Genomic DNA, 16,975 nt, shown 5'->3' with positions numbered 1-16,975 from the left:
CCTTGGCGAAGGTTAGGCCGCTGAAGCCTTGGCGAAAGCGTTAAGCCACCTCAGATTTAAGGCGTGTCAGCCGAAGCCTTGTTTTTTGCGAAGGTTAGGCCGCTGAAGCTTGGCGAAAGCGGCTTTCTCTGGTTGAAATTGCATTGTACAAGGAGGTCCCCCCATGAAGTACGTCTATCTCCTCCAAAGCATTACCCATCCCGATCAACGTTATGTCGGTCTTACCTCTGACCTCAAAAAGAGACTTGCCGCACATAATGCAGGTCAATCCACGCACACTGCAAAATTTCGTCCCTGGCGGCTTGTGACATATTTAGCCTTTACGGATCATTCCAAGGCGCTTGAGTTCGAGCAGTATCTGAAATCCGGCTCAGGACGTGCTTTTGCTGGCAAAAGACTATGGAGTGAACATAGTACGTAATTAGAGGCAGTCTACAAGCCTGTCCAGAAGCATCGTCGCGACGTTGTGAGAAGTGGAGGAATTTTGTTAAAAAAATTCTAGTGTTAATCTGATTGAATCCCGCTAATTTCTGTCCTATAGTTCTTTCCCGAAATCTTGAATTATTTTAGATAGATGTCTAAAGAAATTTGACCGTATAAATTTTTTTTACCACTTTTTGCTGATTGAGCATCGTTTGTAATTCAGTGAGCTCAAGTGTTTTTTTTTGCTAATACTAGATCGACAATCATCCGATGCCCTCATCGCCTTGGACGCCTTTGAAGTTAAAAAATGAGAGGTGGACGAGTGGGTAAAGCTGGCGGTGCAGCAGACAAAATGAGATAGGATCAGGCTGAATGAACAACAACAAAGAAACCGAACGTGCGGAGCTGCACAAGACCATCTGGCGCATCGCCAACGACTTGCGCGGCAGTGTTGATGGCTGGGACTTCAAGAGCTATGTGCTCGGCATGCTGTTCTACCGCTTCATCTCAGAGAACCTGACCAGCTACCTCAATGAACAGGAGCGTAAGGCAGGCAATCAGGACTTCGATTTCGCCCGTTTGAGCGATACCGATGCCGAATACGGACGCGCCGAGACGGTCAATGAAAAGGGTTTCTACATCATGCCCTCCGACCTCTTTGTCAATGTGCGGGCGCGGGCGCGCCATGACGCCAACCTCAACGAAACCCTGAGTCGCGTTTTTGCTGACATCGAAGGTTCTTCAATCGGCGCGGAGAGTGAGGACGATATCAAGGGGTTGTTCGACGACCTCGATGTCAACAGCAGCAAACTCGGCCACACGGTGGCCAAGCGCAACGAAAAGCTGGTCAAGCTGCTCGACGCTATCGGCGACCTGCCTTTGAGCAATGGCGGCGGCTTTTCGCACAACACCATCGACCTGTTCGGCGACGCCTACGAATACCTGATGCAGATGTACGCTTCCACCGCCGGCAAATCAGGCGGCGAGTTCTACACTCCGCAAGAGGTCTCCGAACTGCTGGCCCGTATTACCGTGGTCGGCAAGAGCGAGGTCAACAAGGTCTACGACCCGGCCTGCGGCTCCGGCTCGCTGCTGCTCAAGTTCGCCAAGGTTTTGGGCCACGACAAGGTGCGTCAGGGCTTCTTCGGCCAGGAGGTAAACCTGACCACCTACAACCTGTGCCGGATCAACATGTTCCTGCATGACGTCAATTACGAGAAGTTCGACATCGCCCACGGCGACACGCTCACTGACCCGGCGCATTGGGATGATGAGCTTCGAGGCCATCGTTTCCAATCCGCCGTACTCGATCAAATGGGACGGTGACGCCAACCCGCTACTCATCAACGACCCGCGCTTTGCCCCCGCCGGGGTGCTCGCCCCCAAGAGCAAGGCGGATCTCGCCTTCACCATGCACATCCTCTCCTGGCTGGCGGTGAATGGCACGGCGGCCATCGTCGAATTTCCCGGTGTGCTCTATCGTGGCGGCGCGGAGCAGAAGATCCGCCAGTACCTGATAGACAACAACTACGTGGATACAGTCATCCAGCTCCCACCGGATCTCTTCTTCGGCACCACCATCGCCACCTGCATCATCGTGCTGAAGAAGTCCAAGTTTGATAATGCTACTCTGTTCATTGACGCCAGCAGCGAATTTGTGCGCAGCGGCAACAAAAACAAGCTCACGGACGCCCAACAGCAAAAAATCCTAGATGCCTTCATTGCACGCAAGGACATTGACCACTTTGCCCGGCTGGTGAGCAACGGCTACATTGCAGAGAACGGCTACAACATCGCCGTTTCCTCCTATGTCGAGCAGCGGGATACCAGCGAAGCGGTGGACATCAAGGCGCTCAATTCCGAGATTGCCTGCATCGTGGCACGGCAGGCGAAGTTGCGGATACAGATTGATGCCATTGTGGCTGATCTGGAGGGAGCGCAGGCATGAGCGAAAAACCCTCTGGCGAAATTATCCTATATCCGAGCGGCAACGGTGAGCCAACCATCGAGGTGCGCCTTGATGGTGACACCGTCTGGCTAAGCCAGGACCAGATGGCAGCCTTGTTTGGGAAAGCCAAATCGACCATTAACGAGCACATCAAAAATATTTTGCTGAAGGTGAGCTGGTTGCGGGGCAGGTAGTGAGAAAATTCGGAATTTCCGAATTTTCTACCAAGCCAACCAATCTCTATAACCTGGATGTAATCATCTCAGTCGGTTACAGGGTGAAGTCGCAGCAGGGTACCCAGTTCCGCATCTGGGCCACCGAGCGCCTGCGTGAATACCTCGTCAAGGGTTTCACCATGGATGACGAGCGTTTGAAAAACCTGGGCGGCGGCAGCTACTGGAAAGAGCTGCTGGAACGTATCCGCGACATCCGCTCCAGCGAAAAGGTGCTCTACCGGCAGGTGCTGGATCTCTACGCCACCAGCGTGGACTACAACCCCAAGAGCGAAGCCGCCGCGCTTTTCTTCAAAACCGTGCAAAACAAACTGCACTACGCCGCACACGGCCAGACCGGCGCCGAGGTTATTGCCAGCCGCGCCGATGCCGGGAAACCCTTCATGGGGCTGCTATCGTTCAGCGGCAATCAGCCGACCAAGGCGGAAACAGCCATTGCGAAGAATTACCTGAACGGAAATGAGTTGAAACGGCTGAACACCCTGGTATCGGCGTATTTCGATGCCGCCGAGTTCCGCGCCCTGAACCATGAGCCCACCTATATGAAAGACTGGCTTGCGCATCTGGATCGGCTGATCGTGGCCATGGAGGCAAAAACGCTTGAAGGTGCAGGCAGCGTCAGCCACCCGCAGGCCATCAAAAAAGCTGAAGCTGAATACACCAAATACCGCGCCCAACTCGCGGTCGAACCGTCCGAGGTGGAAAAGGCTTATCTGGAAAACGTAAAAGCCGCGCAACGCAAAATTGAAGGAAAGAAAAAGTCATGAGCCGGATTGACGCGTTAATTGCCGAGTTTTGCCCGGAGGGGGTGGAGTTTAAAACGATTGGTGAAATAGCTGAATGTTTCTCAGGGGCGACGCCAGCATCTGGTGTAACGACCTATTGGGAAGGCGGAACAATTCCATGGATGAGTCTGGGGAGGTAAATAAAGGGATTGTTTATGACACCTACAAGAAGATAACCCAAGCTGGATTTGATTCGTGTAGTACCAAGATGGTGCCGTCCAATGCGGTCGTAATTGCACTTGCAGGACAGGGGAAAACGAGGGGGACAGTTGCAAGAACTCGCATTTCGCTTTGCACAAATCAATCGCTTTGTTCGATTATCTGCAACGAATCGGTAACCAGCGATTTCCTCTACTATTTCCTGTCCACCCAGTATCAGCAGCTTCGGAGCGTATCGTCTGGTGACGGCACACGAGGTGGACTAAATCTGCAAATGATTCGGAGCTACTGTGTTCCCGTGCCTCCGATGAAAATCCAGCATGAAATCGTGAACGTGCTTGACACGTTCACCAAGCTGGAGGCGGAGCTGGAGGCGGAGCTGGAGGCGCGCCGGCGGCAGTACAAGTACTACCGCGACGCGCTGCTCGCCTTTGGCGATCAGGATGTTCGCTGGGCCACGATGGCCGAGGTTGGGGAGTTCATTCGCGGACGTCGTTTCACAAAAGCGGATTACGTCGAGGATGGTGTCGGCTGCATCCATTATGGCGAGATTTACACCCACTACGGAATTTCAGCGAATGAAGTTATTTCGCAAGTGCGGCCTGAAATGAAAGCGACATTGCGTTTCGCCAAGCCAGGAGATGTGGTGATCACCGATGTTGGCGAAACAGTTGAAGATGTCGGCAAAGCCGTCGCATGGATTGGCACCGAAGAAGTGGCGATACACGACCACTGCTATGCATTCCGCCACTCGATGAATCCAAAGTTCGTCTCTTATTGCATGCATACAACTTCATTCATCGCAGAGAAGGCGAAGTATGTGGCTCGCACCAAGGTCAACACGCTTCTGATGGATGGTTTTTCCAAAATTCGCATTCCTGTCCCGCCGCTCGATGAACAAGAACGCATCGTCACCATCCTCGACAAGTTCGACGCGCTGGTGAACGACCTCGGGAGCGGTCTACCCGCCGAGATCAAAGCCCGCCGCCAGCAGTACGAGCACTACCGCAACCGTTTGCTCAGTTTCCGGGAGGCCGCATGAGCGAAGACCTCACGCCGTACCGCATCGAACCGATTGCGCTTTCCAACGAAAGTACGGTCGTCGCCGAATTCCTGGCCGACGGGGTGCGGGAGACGGCCTATCAGTCTGAGGCGGAGCTGGAAAAAGCCTTCATCAAGCAGTTGCAACTGCAGGCCTATGAATACCTGCCGATCACCTCTGAAGCCGATCTGACCGCCAACCTGCGCCGCCAGTTGGAGCGACTCAATAAAATTACCTTTTCCGACGCCGAATGGGAGCGTTTCTTCACCACCTGTATTGCCGGCGCCAATGACGGCATTGTGGAAAAGACCACGCGCATCCAGGAAGATCATATTCAGGTGCTCAAGCGCGACGATGGCACTGTCAAGAACATCTACCTGATCGACAAACAGCATATCCACAACAACAGCCTGCAGGTCATCAACCAGTACGAGGTGCCACAGGGTGAAGACGGTGCCAGGCGGGCCAACCGCTACGACGTGTCGGTGCTGGTCAACGGCCTGCCGATGGTGCACCTGGAGTTGAAGCGCCGGGGCGTGGACATTCGTGAGGCATTCAACCAGATCAATCGCTACCAGCGCGACAGTTTCTGGGCCGGCTGCGGCCTGTTCGAGTATGTGCAGCTGTTTATCATCAGCAACGGCACACTGACCAAGTACTACAGCAACACGGTGCGCGACGGTCACCTGGCGGAACAGCGGAGCAAACGCTCGCGCCAGAAGACCTCCAACAGCTTTTCCTTCACCAGTTGGTGGGCCGACGCTAAGAACCAACCCATCACCGAGTTGACCGGCTTCGCCAAGACCTTCTTCGCCAAACATACGCTGCTGAACATCCTGACCCGCTACTGCGTGTTCGACGTGGACCGTAAGCTCCTAGTGATGCGCCCCTATCAGATCGTGGCGGCTGAACAGATTCTGCAACGTATCGCGACCAGCACCAACCACCGGAAACTGGGCGCCACCACTGCGGGCGGTTACATCTGGCACACCACAGGCTCGGGAAAAACGCTGACCAGTTTCAAGGCGGCGCAACTGGCGCTGGGGCTGCCCGAGATCGACAAAGTGCTGTTCGTGGTGGATCGCAAGGATCTGGACTACCAGACCATGAAGGAGTACGAGCGCTTCGAGAAAGGGGCGGCCAACTCCAATACCTCGACAGCGGTGCTGCAACGGCAGTTGGAAGACCCGAACGCGCGCATTATCATCACCACCATCCAGAAGCTTTCCCGCTTCGTTGCCAAAAACAAAAAGCATTCGGTATATGACCAGCATGTGGTGGTGATTTTCGATGAATGCCATCGCAGTCAGTTCGGCGATATGCATGCCGAAATCACTCGGGTCTTCAAGCGCTACCATCTGTTCGGTTTCACCGGTACGCCGATTTTCGCCGAAAACGCAAGCTCTACGGGTAATCCGCTAAGGCGCACTACTGAGCAGGCCTTTGGCGACAAGCTGCACACCTACACGATTGTCGATGCCATCAACGACAAGAACGTGTTGCCGTTCCGCATCGACTACATCAACACGATCAAGGCATCGTCGAGCATCAAGGACAAAAAGGTGTCGGCCATCGACACGGAGCGGGCGCTGCTGGCCCCGGAGCGCATCACGCAGGTGGTGACCTATATCCGCGAGCACTTCGACCAGAAAACCAAGCGCAATGCCAGCTACAGTCATGATGGTAAGCGGTTGATCGGGTTCAACTCGCTGTTTGCCACGGCCTCCATTGACGCGGCCAAACGCTACTACGCCGAGTTCGCCGAGCAGGAAAAAGAGCTGCCGTCCGGCCGGCGTCTCAAGGTGGGCCTGATCTACAGCTTTGCCGCCAACGAGGAAGAAACCGATGGCCTGCTGAACGAGGAAGAATTTGAAACCGAAGGCTGGATCAAAGCTCGCGCGACTTCCTGGACGCCGGAATCAAAGACTACAATGCCCTGTTCGGCACGAGCTTCGACACCTCGGCCGAAAAGTTTCAGAACTACTACAAGGACTTGTCGCAGCGGCTGAAGAAACGTGAGCTGGATCTGGTGATCGTGGTCAATATGTTCCTGACCGGCTTTGATGCCACCACGCTCAACACCCTGTGGTCGGACAAGAATCTGCGTGCTCACGGGCTGATCCAGGCGTATTCGCGCACCAACCGCATCCTCAATTCGGTCAAGACCTACGGCAACATCGTTTCCTTCCGCAATCTCGAACAGGAAACCAATGACGCCCTGGCCCTGTTCGGTAACAAGGATGCCAAGGGCATCGTGCTGCTGAAACCTTACGCAGAGTACTACAAGGAGTACCGGTCGCGGATCGAGGAGTTGGTTGAGAAGTTTCCGCTCGGCAAGGCGATCATTGGTGAAGCGGCGCAGAAGGTGTTTATCAAGCTCTTTGGCTCGATTTTACGGCTGAAAAACATTCTAACTGCTTTCGACGATTTCGCAGGCAATGAAATCCTGAGCCAACGCGACTTCCAGGACTACCAGAGCCTGTACCTGAACCTGTACGCCGAATTCCGCAGTGCATCGGAAGCCGAAAAAGAGTCGATCAACGACGATGTGGTGTTCGAGATCGAGCTGATCAAGCAGGTCGAAATCAACGTCGATTACATCCTGATGCTGGTCGAGAAGTACCTGAAGAAGAAAGGTTCGGGCGAAGACAAGGAGATCAGGGCCGCCATCGACCGTGCGATCAATGCCAGTCCCAGCCTGCGCAACAAGAAAGACCTCATCGAGCAGTTTGTGGATTCCGTCTCCACGAAAGCCAAGGTCGATGCGGAATGGGTCGCCTTCATTGCCGCCAAAAAGGCTGAGGAGCTGGACAGGATCATCGCGGATGAAGGGCTAAACGCTGACGAGACGAAGGCGTTTGTTGACAACGCGTTCCGCGACGGCGCGATCCCGGTCACCGGCACCGCCATCACGAAGATTCTGCCTCCGGTTTCAAGGTTTAACAAAAACAACTGTCATGCAGTGAAGAAGCAAACAGTGCTGGACAAGTTGGGTGCGTTCTTCGAGCGTTTCTTCGGCTTGATCTGAATGTGGGCGGATGGTCAGCGGCACTGATGCCCTACAGTGGTTTCGATCATGATAGACACCTGAGGCGCGGTAGGAGATATTCGAAATTGGCTGTTGATGTTTAGTAACATAAAGGTTGCCATTGCCATGAACTACAAAGTTCCAAGGTGAAGTGCAGGATTACAGGAAGGTAATATATGGCTCTGACGAGAGACTTTAAAGAGACTATCAAGAAGAGGGCGGAACAAGACCCTGATTTTGCCAAAACGCTGCTCAACGAGGCAATTGAGCTTTTGCTGGATGGTGACTCCGCGACTGCAAAACTGATCTTGCGCGACCTGATCAACGCGACGGTCGGCTTCGAGCGCATGGCTGAAAAGGTTCACAAATCGAGCCCGAATGGCTGCGGCTGATGAAGGATCATATCGCCTCCAGTTGCTCTATTACCCGTGATGATTTTGACTATGCCGAATTTGCCGCCAAAGGTGGATTACAGAAGGTGTGGGGGCTGTTTGGCAAGGAGTTGGGTGAAGTGATGACGGAGATGAATGAGGAGTTGGTGGCGTGGAAGAAGAATGATTGACGGATGGCGGCTGTATGTTTATACTGTGTTTAAACATACTCAGGAGGATTGATCATGGCACATGTTGAAGCCGTTCTTGGCATAAAAAAATGGGGCAACAATCTGGGGGTTCGCTTGCCGGCAAATGTGGCGAAAGCCGCTCATCTACATCCCGATCAGATGGTGCGTGTTTCCGTCGATGACGGCACGGTGACCATTACGCCGGTTGACGGGTTGGAGCTGACTCTTGAGCAGCGGCTTGCTCTGTTTGATCCCGCAAAACATGGCGGCGAAGTAATGACCGTCGAACCGCTGGGAGCGGAAAAATGGTAAAGCCGCTCAAAATGGTGCCGGGCGGCAAGCAGCCGTGGGTTCCGGACCGGCAGGATATCATCTGGATAAACTGCAACCCGCAGGCAGGCAACGAAATGCGGGACATTCACCCGTTTCTGGTTATCTCGCCACAGACGTTCAACGAGAGGACATCATTGGTAATCGGCCTTCCCATGACCACCGCGGAATATAATTCCGACAACCCCTTTGCCGTTGCCATCGGTCTTGCAAAGGGTAAAAAAACCGGCAAAACAAGCTATGTCCTTTGTCACCAGCCCAAGTCCTTTGACTGGCGCATCCGCAATGGAGCGCCGCACCCGCTCAAGCGCCTTGATGACCACCTGTTTGCCGAATGCTGCGCCCGGCTCAACCAGATTATGCAATTGGCACGGTGATGAGTGAGATGAATGAGGAGTTGGTGGTTTAGATCAGGGACAACCATGATAACTCAAACACCAAAAGCTGATGTCGGTTGCTATTTTACCAGCACCGGATGCAGCCCCGGGAATTGAGTCATGGTTGAACTTCCACAACCGAGGCACGAAATGCGTCGATATACAGGCCGTTATCTTCGCGGCATTGAGCTGCCGGCGCATCGAAAGCTGTATTGTTTTGCGAGCACCCTGTTGTCCCGGTTGCGCATATCCTGCTGATTCTGATCAAGGCATACTTTGTCACCCTGTGACGTTCGTGACTATTTTCCTGCGTGGCCGGTGGGCAATCGGTCACAGGGGCAATGACCCACCATCCTTGCAAAGCGCCGGTTGTCCTGTCGTAATCCTTGTTAGCCTTGTTCATGTTCGGATTGTACATCACCGATTCCATATCCCGCAGTGCATTGTCGTCCCGGTCCCTGATGGTGTAAATCTCCTTTCCGCATACCTCCTTGGGAGGCATCCCCATGCAGATCAGATTTGACAGACTCATTGTGTCTCCTGGGGGATAGGACAGAGATGTGTAAGCGTAGCGGCTCTTGGTGGAAGAATCCATCTTCTGACCGGACGAATCCAGGCTCAGCTTCCTTTCCGGAATAGTACAGATGTTGGGATAAGTACATTCCGTGCCACAGGCATCGACACAGACGGAAAAATTTGCGTCTGCCAGGGCTGGAATGGCGGCTACTGCATCAGGGGTGTAGTTCAGCTTTTGAGAGCCGGAGATTTTGGACAGAATACTTCCCAGGGTGCCGAGACCGGCAGAATCGCTTTCCGCGGTGCGTCGAGTCCTGACTTGAACAGCATTGACCGGTGTTCCGCCGGGAGTATAGGTCCGGGTGCTTATATTCCAGAACCCCACTGTAAGGTCATTCTCGGTGGTGAGACGATTGATATTGCTGTTGCGTATTTCTATTAAGGCTGACGGTTGGTGGTGTCCTGAAACGTGATCGATAGCCGCGGCCCTTGCGGCAGGTTGCACCTGATCGTGGATTGTTTCTTTCAGTTTCCCGGTACCGTCCTGGCCGAAAGCTGCATCTGCTGCCCGATTGCCTGGGCGCCGGCAAGAGCAGATGACTCCGCTGCATTATGCAGGTCGTCTTCGCTGACGTACATGTAGCCTATATTTATTGCCAGACCTGCAATCACAAGAAAGACCACCAGCATGATCCCGACGTAGGTGGTATCCATTCCCTGTTCTTCTTGATCGTCCATTACTGCAACCTCGCACAAATTAGGGGAGAAATTTGCCGTTATCCGTCCAATCTGCTCCTATTGTTTGCCAACGGATTATACCCATATTTTCACATTTTGAAATAGATTAGGGCCACGCAGTGCTGCATGACCCTGATCTATCATCGATATCTGCCATTAAAGTGCGAAACCTAGTAGTCTTCCTTCACTGCAACCGGTTCACCCATGATAACAGGAGCCGAAACCTCCACCTTCTTCTTCTCGCGGAGGAAGATGGTCAGTATTGTGCCGGTGGCACAAAGGACGCCTGCAAGAATGAATGATTTATTCAGACCGCCGGGAACGGCGTTAAGCATTTCTGAAACACGACCCATGACGAATCCGCCCACGCCCCACGCGGTAAAAAGAACGCCGTAATTGAGGCCGTAGTTCTTGAAGCCCCAGTAATCCTTTGCAAAGGAAGGGAAGAGGCAGAGGTTGCTGCCGTAGTTGAAACCGATGAAGGTAGCGAGCACGACCAGGAGACCGGCGCTGCCGGAACCTACCACCGGGATAGCTGCAAACATCATAACGGCCTGGAAGCCAAGCATTATTGTCAGGGTGGCTTTGCGGCCGATCTTGTCCGAAAGGATGCCGGCAACAACCCGGCCACTGGCGTTACCGATTGCCATGATGGCAACGGCAACAAATGCCATCGGACCCATGCTCTTCTTGGCCAGACCGGCAACGCTGCCAATAACCATGAGGCCGGCACCTGAACCGATAAAGAAGTTCATCCAGAGGAGATAGAACTTGGGTGAACGCATCATTTCGCTGACATTTGCGTTATAGACTGCCTTGGCGGCAGGCTTGCCGTCATCTTTTTTGGCCGGCTCGGCAGGCACATATCCTTGGGGCGGGTTAATCAGCAGGAAAGAGAGCCCGCAGACCGCAACCGTAAAGCCGATGCCCAGGAACAGCATCGACTTCTGTATTCCATAAGTGCCTAGGAGAAAGCTTGAAAGCGGTGCAATATAGACCGGAGCAAGACCGAAACCGGCCACGACCGTGCCTGCGATGACCCCGGTTTTTGTTGAAGAAAACCATTTAAGAGCAGGAGGGGTAGCTGCAGCGTAACCAAAACCGAAACCAGTACCAGCCAGCACTCCGAAGCCGATTACCCAGGCAGCATAGCTGTTGGAGAATGACATCAGGGTAAAACCGCTGCCGACAAAAAGCCCACCGATCAGTGCGGTGCGTGCGGGGCCGAGTTTGTCCTGGCACTTGCCGGCGACGATCATGGCAAAGGCAAACACGAGACAGCAAAGAGCATATGGATCGTTTATCGAGGAGAGACTCCACTGGAAAGCATCCGGCCCACCTTGTTCGATGGATGCCTTTATTGCTCCCTTGAAAATACTCCAAGCATACAACACGCCGAGTGCCAGGTTAATGCCCAGACCGGCCATAGTAACCTGCCAACCCTTGTTAGTCGATGTTAGTGACATGTGTCACCTCCTTGTAAAGTTTTTGACTGGATTTGCTGAAAAAGGGAGCAACATACATGCCAGAGGAATATAATCGTGTTTGATTAATTTTTAAGTCGTAATTCCAACGTGTTACGAGTGGATTCTCCAAAAGATGGAAGAGTTGAAAAACATCTTTTTGTAGAAATGCAAATTCTTTTGATCGACCGGGATCGGACCAAGCGTCATAAGTGTATACGGAACAAGGCTTTGGCCCGGCAAAAGGACTTTTGCAAAAATGCAAAAGCGGCTGTGCTGTTTTGCAAAAGTAAAACTAATAAAAGTAAATACTCAAGTGGTCCACCCATAGCCGCCATTCCTTTTTTATTATTCATGCCCCCGAACGCCACTGGAATGGCGGATAATTTTCAGTCGATGGCTTAAGAACTATTGCAGGGTTTACTTCTTTCAAGTATTATCCAAGAAGTTTGCCGCTGAATTTAATTTGAATGATCTTGATATGCTGTAGCCATTTCAAAATAGTCCGGAGGAGAAAGAATGAACCCACTTGCCAGTGAATTAAACGATCTGCTTTCCCAGCACAGCCCGCACGTTTTGGAGATGCTGTCGGATCTGGGAAAAAACCTCTTCTTCCGAAAGGGATTTTGACCCAGTCGGCTGAAGCCAAGGAAAAAGCACACAAGTTCAATGCGACTATCGGCATCGCCACTGAAAATGGTGGTCCCATGTTCCTGCAGTGCATCCAGGACAAACTTTCCGGCTTTGATCCCAAAGATATTTATCCCTATGCGCCCCCCGCAGGTAAACCTGAGCTGCGCGCTCTTTGGCGTGAGAAGATGCTGCGGGAAAACCCCAGCCAGCAGGGCAAGCACTTCAGCAATCCCATCGTCACCAACGCCCTGACCCACGGCCTTTCCATCGTTGCCGACATGTTCATCGACGTGGGGGATCACCTGATCCTTCCCGACATGCTCTGGGGTAACTACAACCTGACCTTCGGCACCTGCTGCGGCGCCGTCGTCCAGAAATACCCAACCTTCACCGTTGCAGGCGGTTACGATGTGGATGCCTTCAAGACAGTGCTGAAGAACACCGCCGAAGAGAAAGGCAAGGCCGTGGTGCTGCTCAACTTTCCCAATAATCCGAGCGGCTATACCCCGACGGTTGCCGAAGGAGATGCCATCGTCGCCGTCATCAAGGAAGTGGCCGAGGCCGGCTGCAACGTGGTGGCAATTACCGATGATGCCTACTTCGGGCTCTTCTACGAAGACAGCCTCAAGGAGTCACTGTTTGGCAAGCTGGCCAACCTCCATCCCCGCATCCTGGCCATCAAGCTCGATGGTGCCACCAAGGAAGAGTTTGTCTGGGGCTTCCGCACCGGCTTCATCACCTTTGCCGACGGCAACAGTTATGAAAACACTCCGGTAATGACTGTCCTGGAAAAAAAGGCCATGGGGATTATCCGCGCCCGCATCTCCAACTGTCCGCACCCCTCCCAGACCTTCGTCATCGAGGCGCTGCGCTCTCCCGATTTCCTCAAGCAGAAGGAGGAGAAGCTGCAGATCATGAAGGGCCGCGCTCTCAAGACCAAGGAGGTTCTCAACAGCAGCAAGTACGACAAGGCCTGGACCTATTATCCATTCAATTCGGGCTATTTCATGTGCTTGAAACTGAAAACCGTGGAGGCAGAAAAGCTCCGCGTCCACCTGCTGGACAAATACGGCGTTGGAGCCATCTCCACAAGCAAGACCGACCTGCGCATTGCATTTTCATGCATTGCCGAAAAAGATATCCCCGAGCTCTTCGACATTATCTATAAAGCTGTTGAAGACCTGGCTTGATCTGGTAAGCCTGCCACAACGGTTTCTAGGAAAACCCCGTCTTCTCAGGCGGGGTTTTCTAATGATGAATAGGACACTAAAGCCTGTATGCCGGAACACTCCTTACATTACTCCCTGACCCTGGAACTCCCTAGGTCCTACGTCTTCGAGTTTTTCGCAGAGGCCGCCAATCTGGCGACCATAACCCCTCCCGAGCTTGAATTCGTAATACTCTCCAAACTGCCCCTGGAAATGAAAGAGGGGGCGGAGATAGCCTACCGCTTGAAGCTGTTCGGTGTGCCATTCAGCTGGAAAAGCAGGATCACCATCTGGTCGCCTCCCGATTTCTTCGTCGATGAGCAAGTGGAGGGTCCTTATCGGTTATGGATACATAAACACAGCTTCCGCGATGGGCCCAATGGCAGCACCATTATCGATGATGACGTCCGCTTTCGCCTTCCCGTCGCCCCCATGGGGGAGGCTGCCTACCCAATAGTCCGCAAACAGCTGGAACGGATCTTTACCTACCGTCAGCAAGCAGTCAGATCCATACTTCTCCAGAAACAGGGCACCAGGTAACTTCTTTTACAGAGACCACTAATCAAGGCCAGTCAGCACCATTGTGCTATTGTGTTCCCGGTTATCAATTCCCCTGCACCCGAGGTTAAAGCATGTCCCAACCCTGGATAGTTATTGAAAGTATTTCCACGGACGAAGGAGTCTTGCAGCTTCGTCGTCGTGGCGAAGGAGATTTTCTCATTACCGTTGGGGGGCTGGTGCTGATGAACAGCAGAGCCAATCGCTCAGAGCTCGCCCTCGGTCGTCTGGCCTGCGAACACTTGCAGAACAGTGACAGCCCGCGTGTTCTGGTGGGAGGGCTTGGCATGGGCTATACCCTCAGAGCCGTTCTCGATACTCTGCCTGCCACCGCCCAGGTGGTCGTAGCCGAGCTGAATCCGGTAGTTTTGCAGTGGTGCCGTGGACCGTTGGCGAGGCTTACAGATTCGGCCGTCAATGACCCCAGGGTGGCAGTCGAGATAGCCGACGTCGCCCATGTCATCCGCAGATCAAGGAGGAGCGGAGAGGAAGAAGGGTTCGATGCCATCGTCCTTGATCTCTATAAAGGGCCACATTATCGTTCCCATAAACGTGACGATCCCCTCTATGGCAGCAAGGCAATTGACAATACGCGCCAGGCCCTCAAGTCCGATGGTGTATTTGCCGTATGGGGCGAAAACTACGATGCTGGATTCGACAAGCGGCTCCGGGAGGGTGGGTTTTCAGTGAAAAGCGAACGACCGGGGAGGGGAGGGCTTCGGCATGTGGTGTTCGTGGCGAAGCCACAGCCGGTTGGGCGGGCAGAGAGGTAACCTTAAACTGCTCTTGCAAAACAACTTTTTTTACACATATATTAGCCATGGGCGGCCTCCTTTCATCACGGGCCGCCGCCGTCCATATCAACCAATAAGGAGTTCCATCATGCCTTGCGCTAACGCACGCCACATCCTGGTAGACACAGAAGAAGAATGCCTGAAGCTGAAAACAGAGATCGAGAACGGCGCCGATTTCGCCGAGACTGCGAAACTTAATTCTGCTTGCCCTTCAAGGATGCGGGGCGGCGATCTGGGGACCTTCGCTCAAGGCAGATGGTTCCCGAGTTCGACCAAGTGGTCTTTTCAGGCGACCTGAACAAGGTGCTGGGACCGGTGAAAACAGACTTCGGCTACCATCTCATCGAAATTACCAAGCGCTGGTAGCCTCTGGCAGTATATTTACTTACTTGCTGCATATGGAACGCCCATCAAGGGCGCCCCATATGCAGCGGTAGTTTACTACTTCTGATCGATAGCTGAAAGGCGCCAGGCATTAGTGCCCACCGGTCTGGTGAAGGTCCAGTATTCCTCGAACTTCACCGGCTCGGTTCGGTTTCCCGAGACGACAGCTCCGGTTGCATCGTCAGTGGTATAGTCAAGCAGATTGGCATAAATGGAAGCAGTTATGAAGTCCTGTCCCGACTCCTGCCATGCCTCGCAATCTCCACACTGCGGACGGCGATATTCTCCAGGCGGTTTACCTGCCTGTCACGAAGCAAGCGGCTGACATCCTCCTGCAATATGTTCTTCATCTCTTCGGTAAGGAGAATGGAAACCGGAGCCAGATCGCGGTTCATCCACGCTCCCTGAATGCGGAAGAAGGTATCCATCACCGAATCCTTGAAGCGCTGCTCGTCGAAGGAGGCATCCATGCTGCGGATGTTGGCTATTCCCGAATCCACAGGATCCGCCACCGGCAAGCTGCTGTTGTATCCGCCGGGAAAGGAGGTTACCGTACCAGCCTGATAGCCAGTCTGGCCGTACGGTGTGGCCAGGCTGGCTTCACGCTTTTTTTTGACGAAGCGGTAAATCATGTAGCCGATACCTGCGAGAAGCAGGATTTCCAGGAGTCCGATACCTCCTCCGCCCATATTGCCGCCACCTGCAAAACCAAGACTGCTGAAGAGCATGCCGCCCAGCAAGCCCCCCATGATTCCGCCGGCCATACCTCTGAGAAAACCGCCGCCGGGGCGTTGTTGCATCGCATTGGGGGCGGTATTGTACTGCTGCCGCGACTGGGATGGCTGTGAGTAAGATGTATTAGGTTGGGAATAGCTGCGTGAGCCGCGGTAGCCGGAAGAGCGGCCGCCGCCGGCCCTGGCTTCAGCATTCAATTCCAGCACCGCGATACTCATGAACATAACGGCTGCCACGATGGCAAATACTCTAGCAATGTTTTTCTTCATTCACGGCTCCTTTTTTCAGTTATCGAGACACAGCTTTTTGCGTTTTGCCAACCAGAAGTCAATGGCCTCTCGCACTATTTCGGAAACATTCTTCGAGCTTGACCTGGTGATCTTCTCCAGGACCCGTTTCTCCTGATCGCTGATGCGCAAGGAAACCACGTTGGTCAGGGCACTATCATCCCTTCTTCTTTTCTGCATTTTCCTCGGTTCGCCACGGTTTTGCTTCTGATAATGGGACATTTATTTCTCCTTTCCTGTTGTTTTAACTGATTCTTGCGTATCATCAATCGAAGTCGAAGATCTCGGACAGCAGGGATTTTTTCTTGTGTGGCCGGCTGTGACCGTAACCTTTGTGCTCTCCATGGTAATTATGACCATGGTTCGTGTGATGCACCGGCTGTTGTGGCGGTTGACGGTAGGACTCAGGGACTGGTTGTTCCATGGGTACCTGACCGACACGATCAAGTATTTTGTCCAGCTCTCCCCGGTCGAGCCAGACACCACGGCAGGTGGGACAGTAATCTATTTCCACTCCCTGGCGTTCGGCCAGCAGCAGATTCTCATTGGTGCAGACGGGACATTTCATCTCGGTTCTCCTTCTTTAATAGATTTAGATAATACACTCTAGGAGTCTGTCGGACTTAGAATGAATCGGCTGCGAAAATGGCAAATCGGTCCGGATCTCCGTAAATTTTCGACAAATAGGTCCACTATTCGCTCTCAAATTTCCAAATATCCGTCCTCGATTTTCCATTCTCTCGCTTCGATCCCTAAGTCGACAGACTCCTAG

Annotated in this window: 20 protein-coding genes and 3 pseudogenes; 17 read left to right on the top strand and 6 right to left on the bottom strand. The window is 53.2% G+C overall.

Annotated features, from left to right (window positions below; all coding sequences use genetic code 11):
- Positions 1–163 precede the first annotated feature (163 nt).
- The 11 genes and pseudogenes from JCM15764_RS20060 to JCM15764_RS20025 all read left to right on the top strand — a co-directional run bounded on the left by JCM15764_RS20060 (position 164) and on the right by JCM15764_RS20025 (position 8,887).
- Positions 164–421 (top strand): GIY-YIG nuclease family protein, encoded by a 258-nt coding sequence (locus JCM15764_RS20060; RefSeq protein WP_054698691.1) that lies wholly within the window; start codon positions 164–166, stop codon positions 419–421.
- Between the two features lie 374 nt (positions 422–795).
- Positions 796–2,331, top strand: a pseudogene (locus JCM15764_RS28980) (type I restriction-modification system subunit M); the annotation flags it as partial.
- Between the two features lie 36 nt (positions 2,332–2,367).
- A complete protein-coding gene (locus tag JCM15764_RS30495) occupies positions 2,368–2,565 on the top strand; it encodes a virulence RhuM family protein (protein ID WP_243689497.1) in 198 nt (65 codons plus the stop codon).
- On the top strand, positions 2,565–3,371 hold the full coding sequence (locus tag JCM15764_RS20050) for a virulence RhuM family protein (protein ID WP_243689496.1): 807 nt from the start codon (positions 2,565–2,567) through the stop codon (positions 3,369–3,371). The genes JCM15764_RS30495 and JCM15764_RS20050 overlap by 1 nt, the downstream gene beginning before the upstream one ends.
- Positions 3,372–3,507: 136 nt before the next feature.
- The gene (locus JCM15764_RS20045; protein ID WP_243689495.1) at positions 3,508–4,590 is read left to right on the top strand and encodes a restriction endonuclease subunit S; all 1,083 of its coding nucleotides are present in this window, start codon (positions 3,508–3,510) and stop codon (positions 4,588–4,590) included.
- Positions 4,587–6,599, top strand: a complete 2,013-nt coding sequence (locus tag JCM15764_RS20040; protein ID WP_243689494.1) for a type I restriction endonuclease subunit R — start codon at positions 4,587–4,589, stop codon at positions 6,597–6,599. Before JCM15764_RS20045 ends, JCM15764_RS20040 begins: the two co-directional genes overlap by 4 nt.
- Positions 6,497–7,618 (top strand): type I restriction endonuclease subunit R, EcoR124 family, encoded by a 1,122-nt coding sequence (locus JCM15764_RS30490; protein WP_439645360.1) that lies wholly within the window; start codon positions 6,497–6,499, stop codon positions 7,616–7,618. The genes JCM15764_RS20040 and JCM15764_RS30490 overlap by 103 nt, the downstream gene beginning before the upstream one ends.
- Positions 7,619–7,794: 176 nt before the next feature.
- The gene (locus JCM15764_RS20035) at positions 7,795–8,010 is read left to right on the top strand and encodes a hypothetical protein (protein ID WP_243689492.1); all 216 of its coding nucleotides are present in this window, start codon (positions 7,795–7,797) and stop codon (positions 8,008–8,010) included.
- Positions 8,010–8,180, top strand: a complete 171-nt coding sequence (locus tag JCM15764_RS25435) for a type I restriction-modification enzyme R subunit C-terminal domain-containing protein (RefSeq protein ID WP_243689491.1) — start codon at positions 8,010–8,012, stop codon at positions 8,178–8,180. Before JCM15764_RS20035 ends, JCM15764_RS25435 begins: the two co-directional genes overlap by 1 nt.
- Before the next feature lie 54 nt (positions 8,181–8,234).
- Positions 8,235–8,492: an AbrB/MazE/SpoVT family DNA-binding domain-containing protein gene (locus tag JCM15764_RS20030; protein ID WP_012647931.1), complete on the top strand. Its 258-nt coding sequence runs from the start codon at positions 8,235–8,237 to the stop codon at positions 8,490–8,492.
- Positions 8,486–8,887: a type II toxin-antitoxin system PemK/MazF family toxin gene (locus JCM15764_RS20025; RefSeq protein ID WP_012647930.1), complete on the top strand. Its 402-nt coding sequence runs from the start codon at positions 8,486–8,488 to the stop codon at positions 8,885–8,887. The genes JCM15764_RS20030 and JCM15764_RS20025 overlap by 7 nt, the downstream gene beginning before the upstream one ends.
- 118 nt (positions 8,888–9,005) lie before the next feature.
- On the opposite strand, the gene JCM15764_RS20020 is transcribed toward JCM15764_RS20025, so the two are convergent.
- From JCM15764_RS20020 to JCM15764_RS20015, 3 genes are all read right to left on the bottom strand, one after another.
- Entirely contained in the window at positions 9,006–9,908 is a 903-nt protein-coding gene (locus JCM15764_RS20020) for a TadG family pilus assembly protein (protein ID WP_243689490.1), read from the bottom strand.
- Positions 9,909–9,928: 20 nt separating this feature from the next.
- Positions 9,929–10,141: a Tad domain-containing protein gene (locus JCM15764_RS25430; protein WP_243689489.1), complete on the bottom strand. Its 213-nt coding sequence runs from the start codon at positions 10,139–10,141 to the stop codon at positions 9,929–9,931.
- 170 nt (positions 10,142–10,311) lie between these two features.
- Positions 10,312–11,607, bottom strand: coding sequence for an L-lactate MFS transporter (locus JCM15764_RS20015; RefSeq protein ID WP_054698688.1), 1,296 nt, complete (start codon positions 11,605–11,607; stop codon positions 10,312–10,314).
- Positions 11,608–11,724: 117 nt separating this feature from the next.
- On the opposite strand from JCM15764_RS20015, the gene JCM15764_RS20010 reads away from it, so the two are divergent.
- The 6 genes and pseudogenes from JCM15764_RS20010 to JCM15764_RS30690 all read left to right on the top strand — a co-directional run bounded on the left by JCM15764_RS20010 (position 11,725) and on the right by JCM15764_RS30690 (position 15,163).
- A complete protein-coding gene (locus JCM15764_RS20010) occupies positions 11,725–12,009 on the top strand; it encodes a hypothetical protein (protein ID WP_243689488.1) in 285 nt (94 codons plus the stop codon).
- 221 nt (positions 12,010–12,230) lie between these two features.
- A complete protein-coding gene (locus JCM15764_RS20005; RefSeq protein ID WP_279384594.1) occupies positions 12,231–13,427 on the top strand; it encodes an aminotransferase class I/II-fold pyridoxal phosphate-dependent enzyme in 1,197 nt (398 codons plus the stop codon).
- An 87-nt stretch (positions 13,428–13,514) separates the two neighbouring features.
- The gene (locus JCM15764_RS20000) at positions 13,515–13,985 is read left to right on the top strand and encodes an SRPBCC family protein (protein WP_054698685.1); all 471 of its coding nucleotides are present in this window, start codon (positions 13,515–13,517) and stop codon (positions 13,983–13,985) included.
- A 92-nt stretch (positions 13,986–14,077) separates the two neighbouring features.
- A complete protein-coding gene (locus JCM15764_RS19995; RefSeq protein WP_054698683.1) occupies positions 14,078–14,776 on the top strand; it encodes a spermidine synthase in 699 nt (232 codons plus the stop codon).
- A pseudogene (locus JCM15764_RS30485) lies at positions 14,727–15,091 on the top strand (peptidylprolyl isomerase); the annotation flags it as partial. The gene JCM15764_RS19995 and the pseudogene JCM15764_RS30485, both read left to right, overlap by 50 nt.
- Positions 15,092–15,100: 9 nt before the next feature.
- Positions 15,101–15,163, top strand: a complete 63-nt coding sequence (locus tag JCM15764_RS30690; RefSeq protein WP_500778442.1) for a hypothetical protein — start codon at positions 15,101–15,103, stop codon at positions 15,161–15,163.
- A gap of 75 nt (positions 15,164–15,238) precedes the next feature.
- On the opposite strand, the pseudogene JCM15764_RS19985 reads toward JCM15764_RS30690, so the two are convergent.
- The 3 genes and pseudogenes from JCM15764_RS19985 to JCM15764_RS19975 all read right to left on the bottom strand — a co-directional run bounded on the left by JCM15764_RS19985 (position 15,239) and on the right by JCM15764_RS19975 (position 16,771).
- Positions 15,239–16,185 (bottom strand): annotated as a pseudogene (locus JCM15764_RS19985) (Tim44 domain-containing protein).
- Between the two features lie 15 nt (positions 16,186–16,200).
- On the bottom strand, positions 16,201–16,425 hold the full coding sequence (locus tag JCM15764_RS19980) for a ribbon-helix-helix protein, CopG family (RefSeq protein WP_054698681.1): 225 nt from the start codon (positions 16,423–16,425) through the stop codon (positions 16,201–16,203).
- Positions 16,426–16,468: 43 nt separating this feature from the next.
- Positions 16,469–16,771, bottom strand: a complete 303-nt coding sequence (locus JCM15764_RS19975) for a TFIIB-type zinc ribbon-containing protein (RefSeq protein ID WP_054698679.1) — start codon at positions 16,769–16,771, stop codon at positions 16,469–16,471.
- Positions 16,772–16,975: the final 204 nt, after the last annotated feature.

The organism is Geotalea toluenoxydans JCM 15764 (assembly GCF_001311985.1).
GTDB classification, from domain to species: Bacteria; Desulfobacterota; Desulfuromonadia; order Geobacterales; family Geobacteraceae; genus Geotalea; species Geotalea toluenoxydans.
This window is presented reverse-complemented; position numbering and strand designations above follow the sequence as displayed.

Bases quoted from the DNA above. Each gene is read 5' to 3' on its own strand.
- JCM15764_RS20035 (WP_243689492.1), top strand. From the start codon at position 7,795: ATGGCTCTGACGAGAGACTTTAAAGAGACTATCAAGAAGAGGGCGGAA.
- JCM15764_RS19975 (WP_054698679.1), bottom strand. From the start codon at position 16,771: ATGAAATGTCCCGTCTGCACCAATGAGAATCTGCTGCTGGCCGAACGC.
- JCM15764_RS19995 (WP_054698683.1), top strand. From the start codon at position 14,078: ATGTCCCAACCCTGGATAGTTATTGAAAGTATTTCCACGGACGAAGGA.
- JCM15764_RS30495 (WP_243689497.1), top strand. From the start codon at position 2,368: ATGAGCGAAAAACCCTCTGGCGAAATTATCCTATATCCGAGCGGCAAC.
- JCM15764_RS19980 (WP_054698681.1), bottom strand. From the start codon at position 16,425: ATGTCCCATTATCAGAAGCAAAACCGTGGCGAACCGAGGAAAATGCAG.
- JCM15764_RS20030 (WP_012647931.1), top strand. From the start codon at position 8,235: ATGGCACATGTTGAAGCCGTTCTTGGCATAAAAAAATGGGGCAACAAT.
- JCM15764_RS20040 (WP_243689494.1), top strand. From the start codon at position 4,587: ATGAGCGAAGACCTCACGCCGTACCGCATCGAACCGATTGCGCTTTCC.
- JCM15764_RS20015 (WP_054698688.1), bottom strand. From the start codon at position 11,607: ATGTCACTAACATCGACTAACAAGGGTTGGCAGGTTACTATGGCCGGT.
- JCM15764_RS20045 (WP_243689495.1), top strand. From the start codon at position 3,508: ATGGATGAGTCTGGGGAGGTAAATAAAGGGATTGTTTATGACACCTAC.
- JCM15764_RS20060 (WP_054698691.1), top strand. From the start codon at position 164: ATGAAGTACGTCTATCTCCTCCAAAGCATTACCCATCCCGATCAACGT.
- JCM15764_RS25430 (WP_243689489.1), bottom strand. From the start codon at position 10,141: ATGGACGATCAAGAAGAACAGGGAATGGATACCACCTACGTCGGGATC.
- JCM15764_RS25435 (WP_243689491.1), top strand. From the start codon at position 8,010: ATGAAGGATCATATCGCCTCCAGTTGCTCTATTACCCGTGATGATTTT.
- JCM15764_RS20025 (WP_012647930.1), top strand. From the start codon at position 8,486: ATGGTAAAGCCGCTCAAAATGGTGCCGGGCGGCAAGCAGCCGTGGGTT.
- JCM15764_RS20000 (WP_054698685.1), top strand. From the start codon at position 13,515: ATGCCGGAACACTCCTTACATTACTCCCTGACCCTGGAACTCCCTAGG.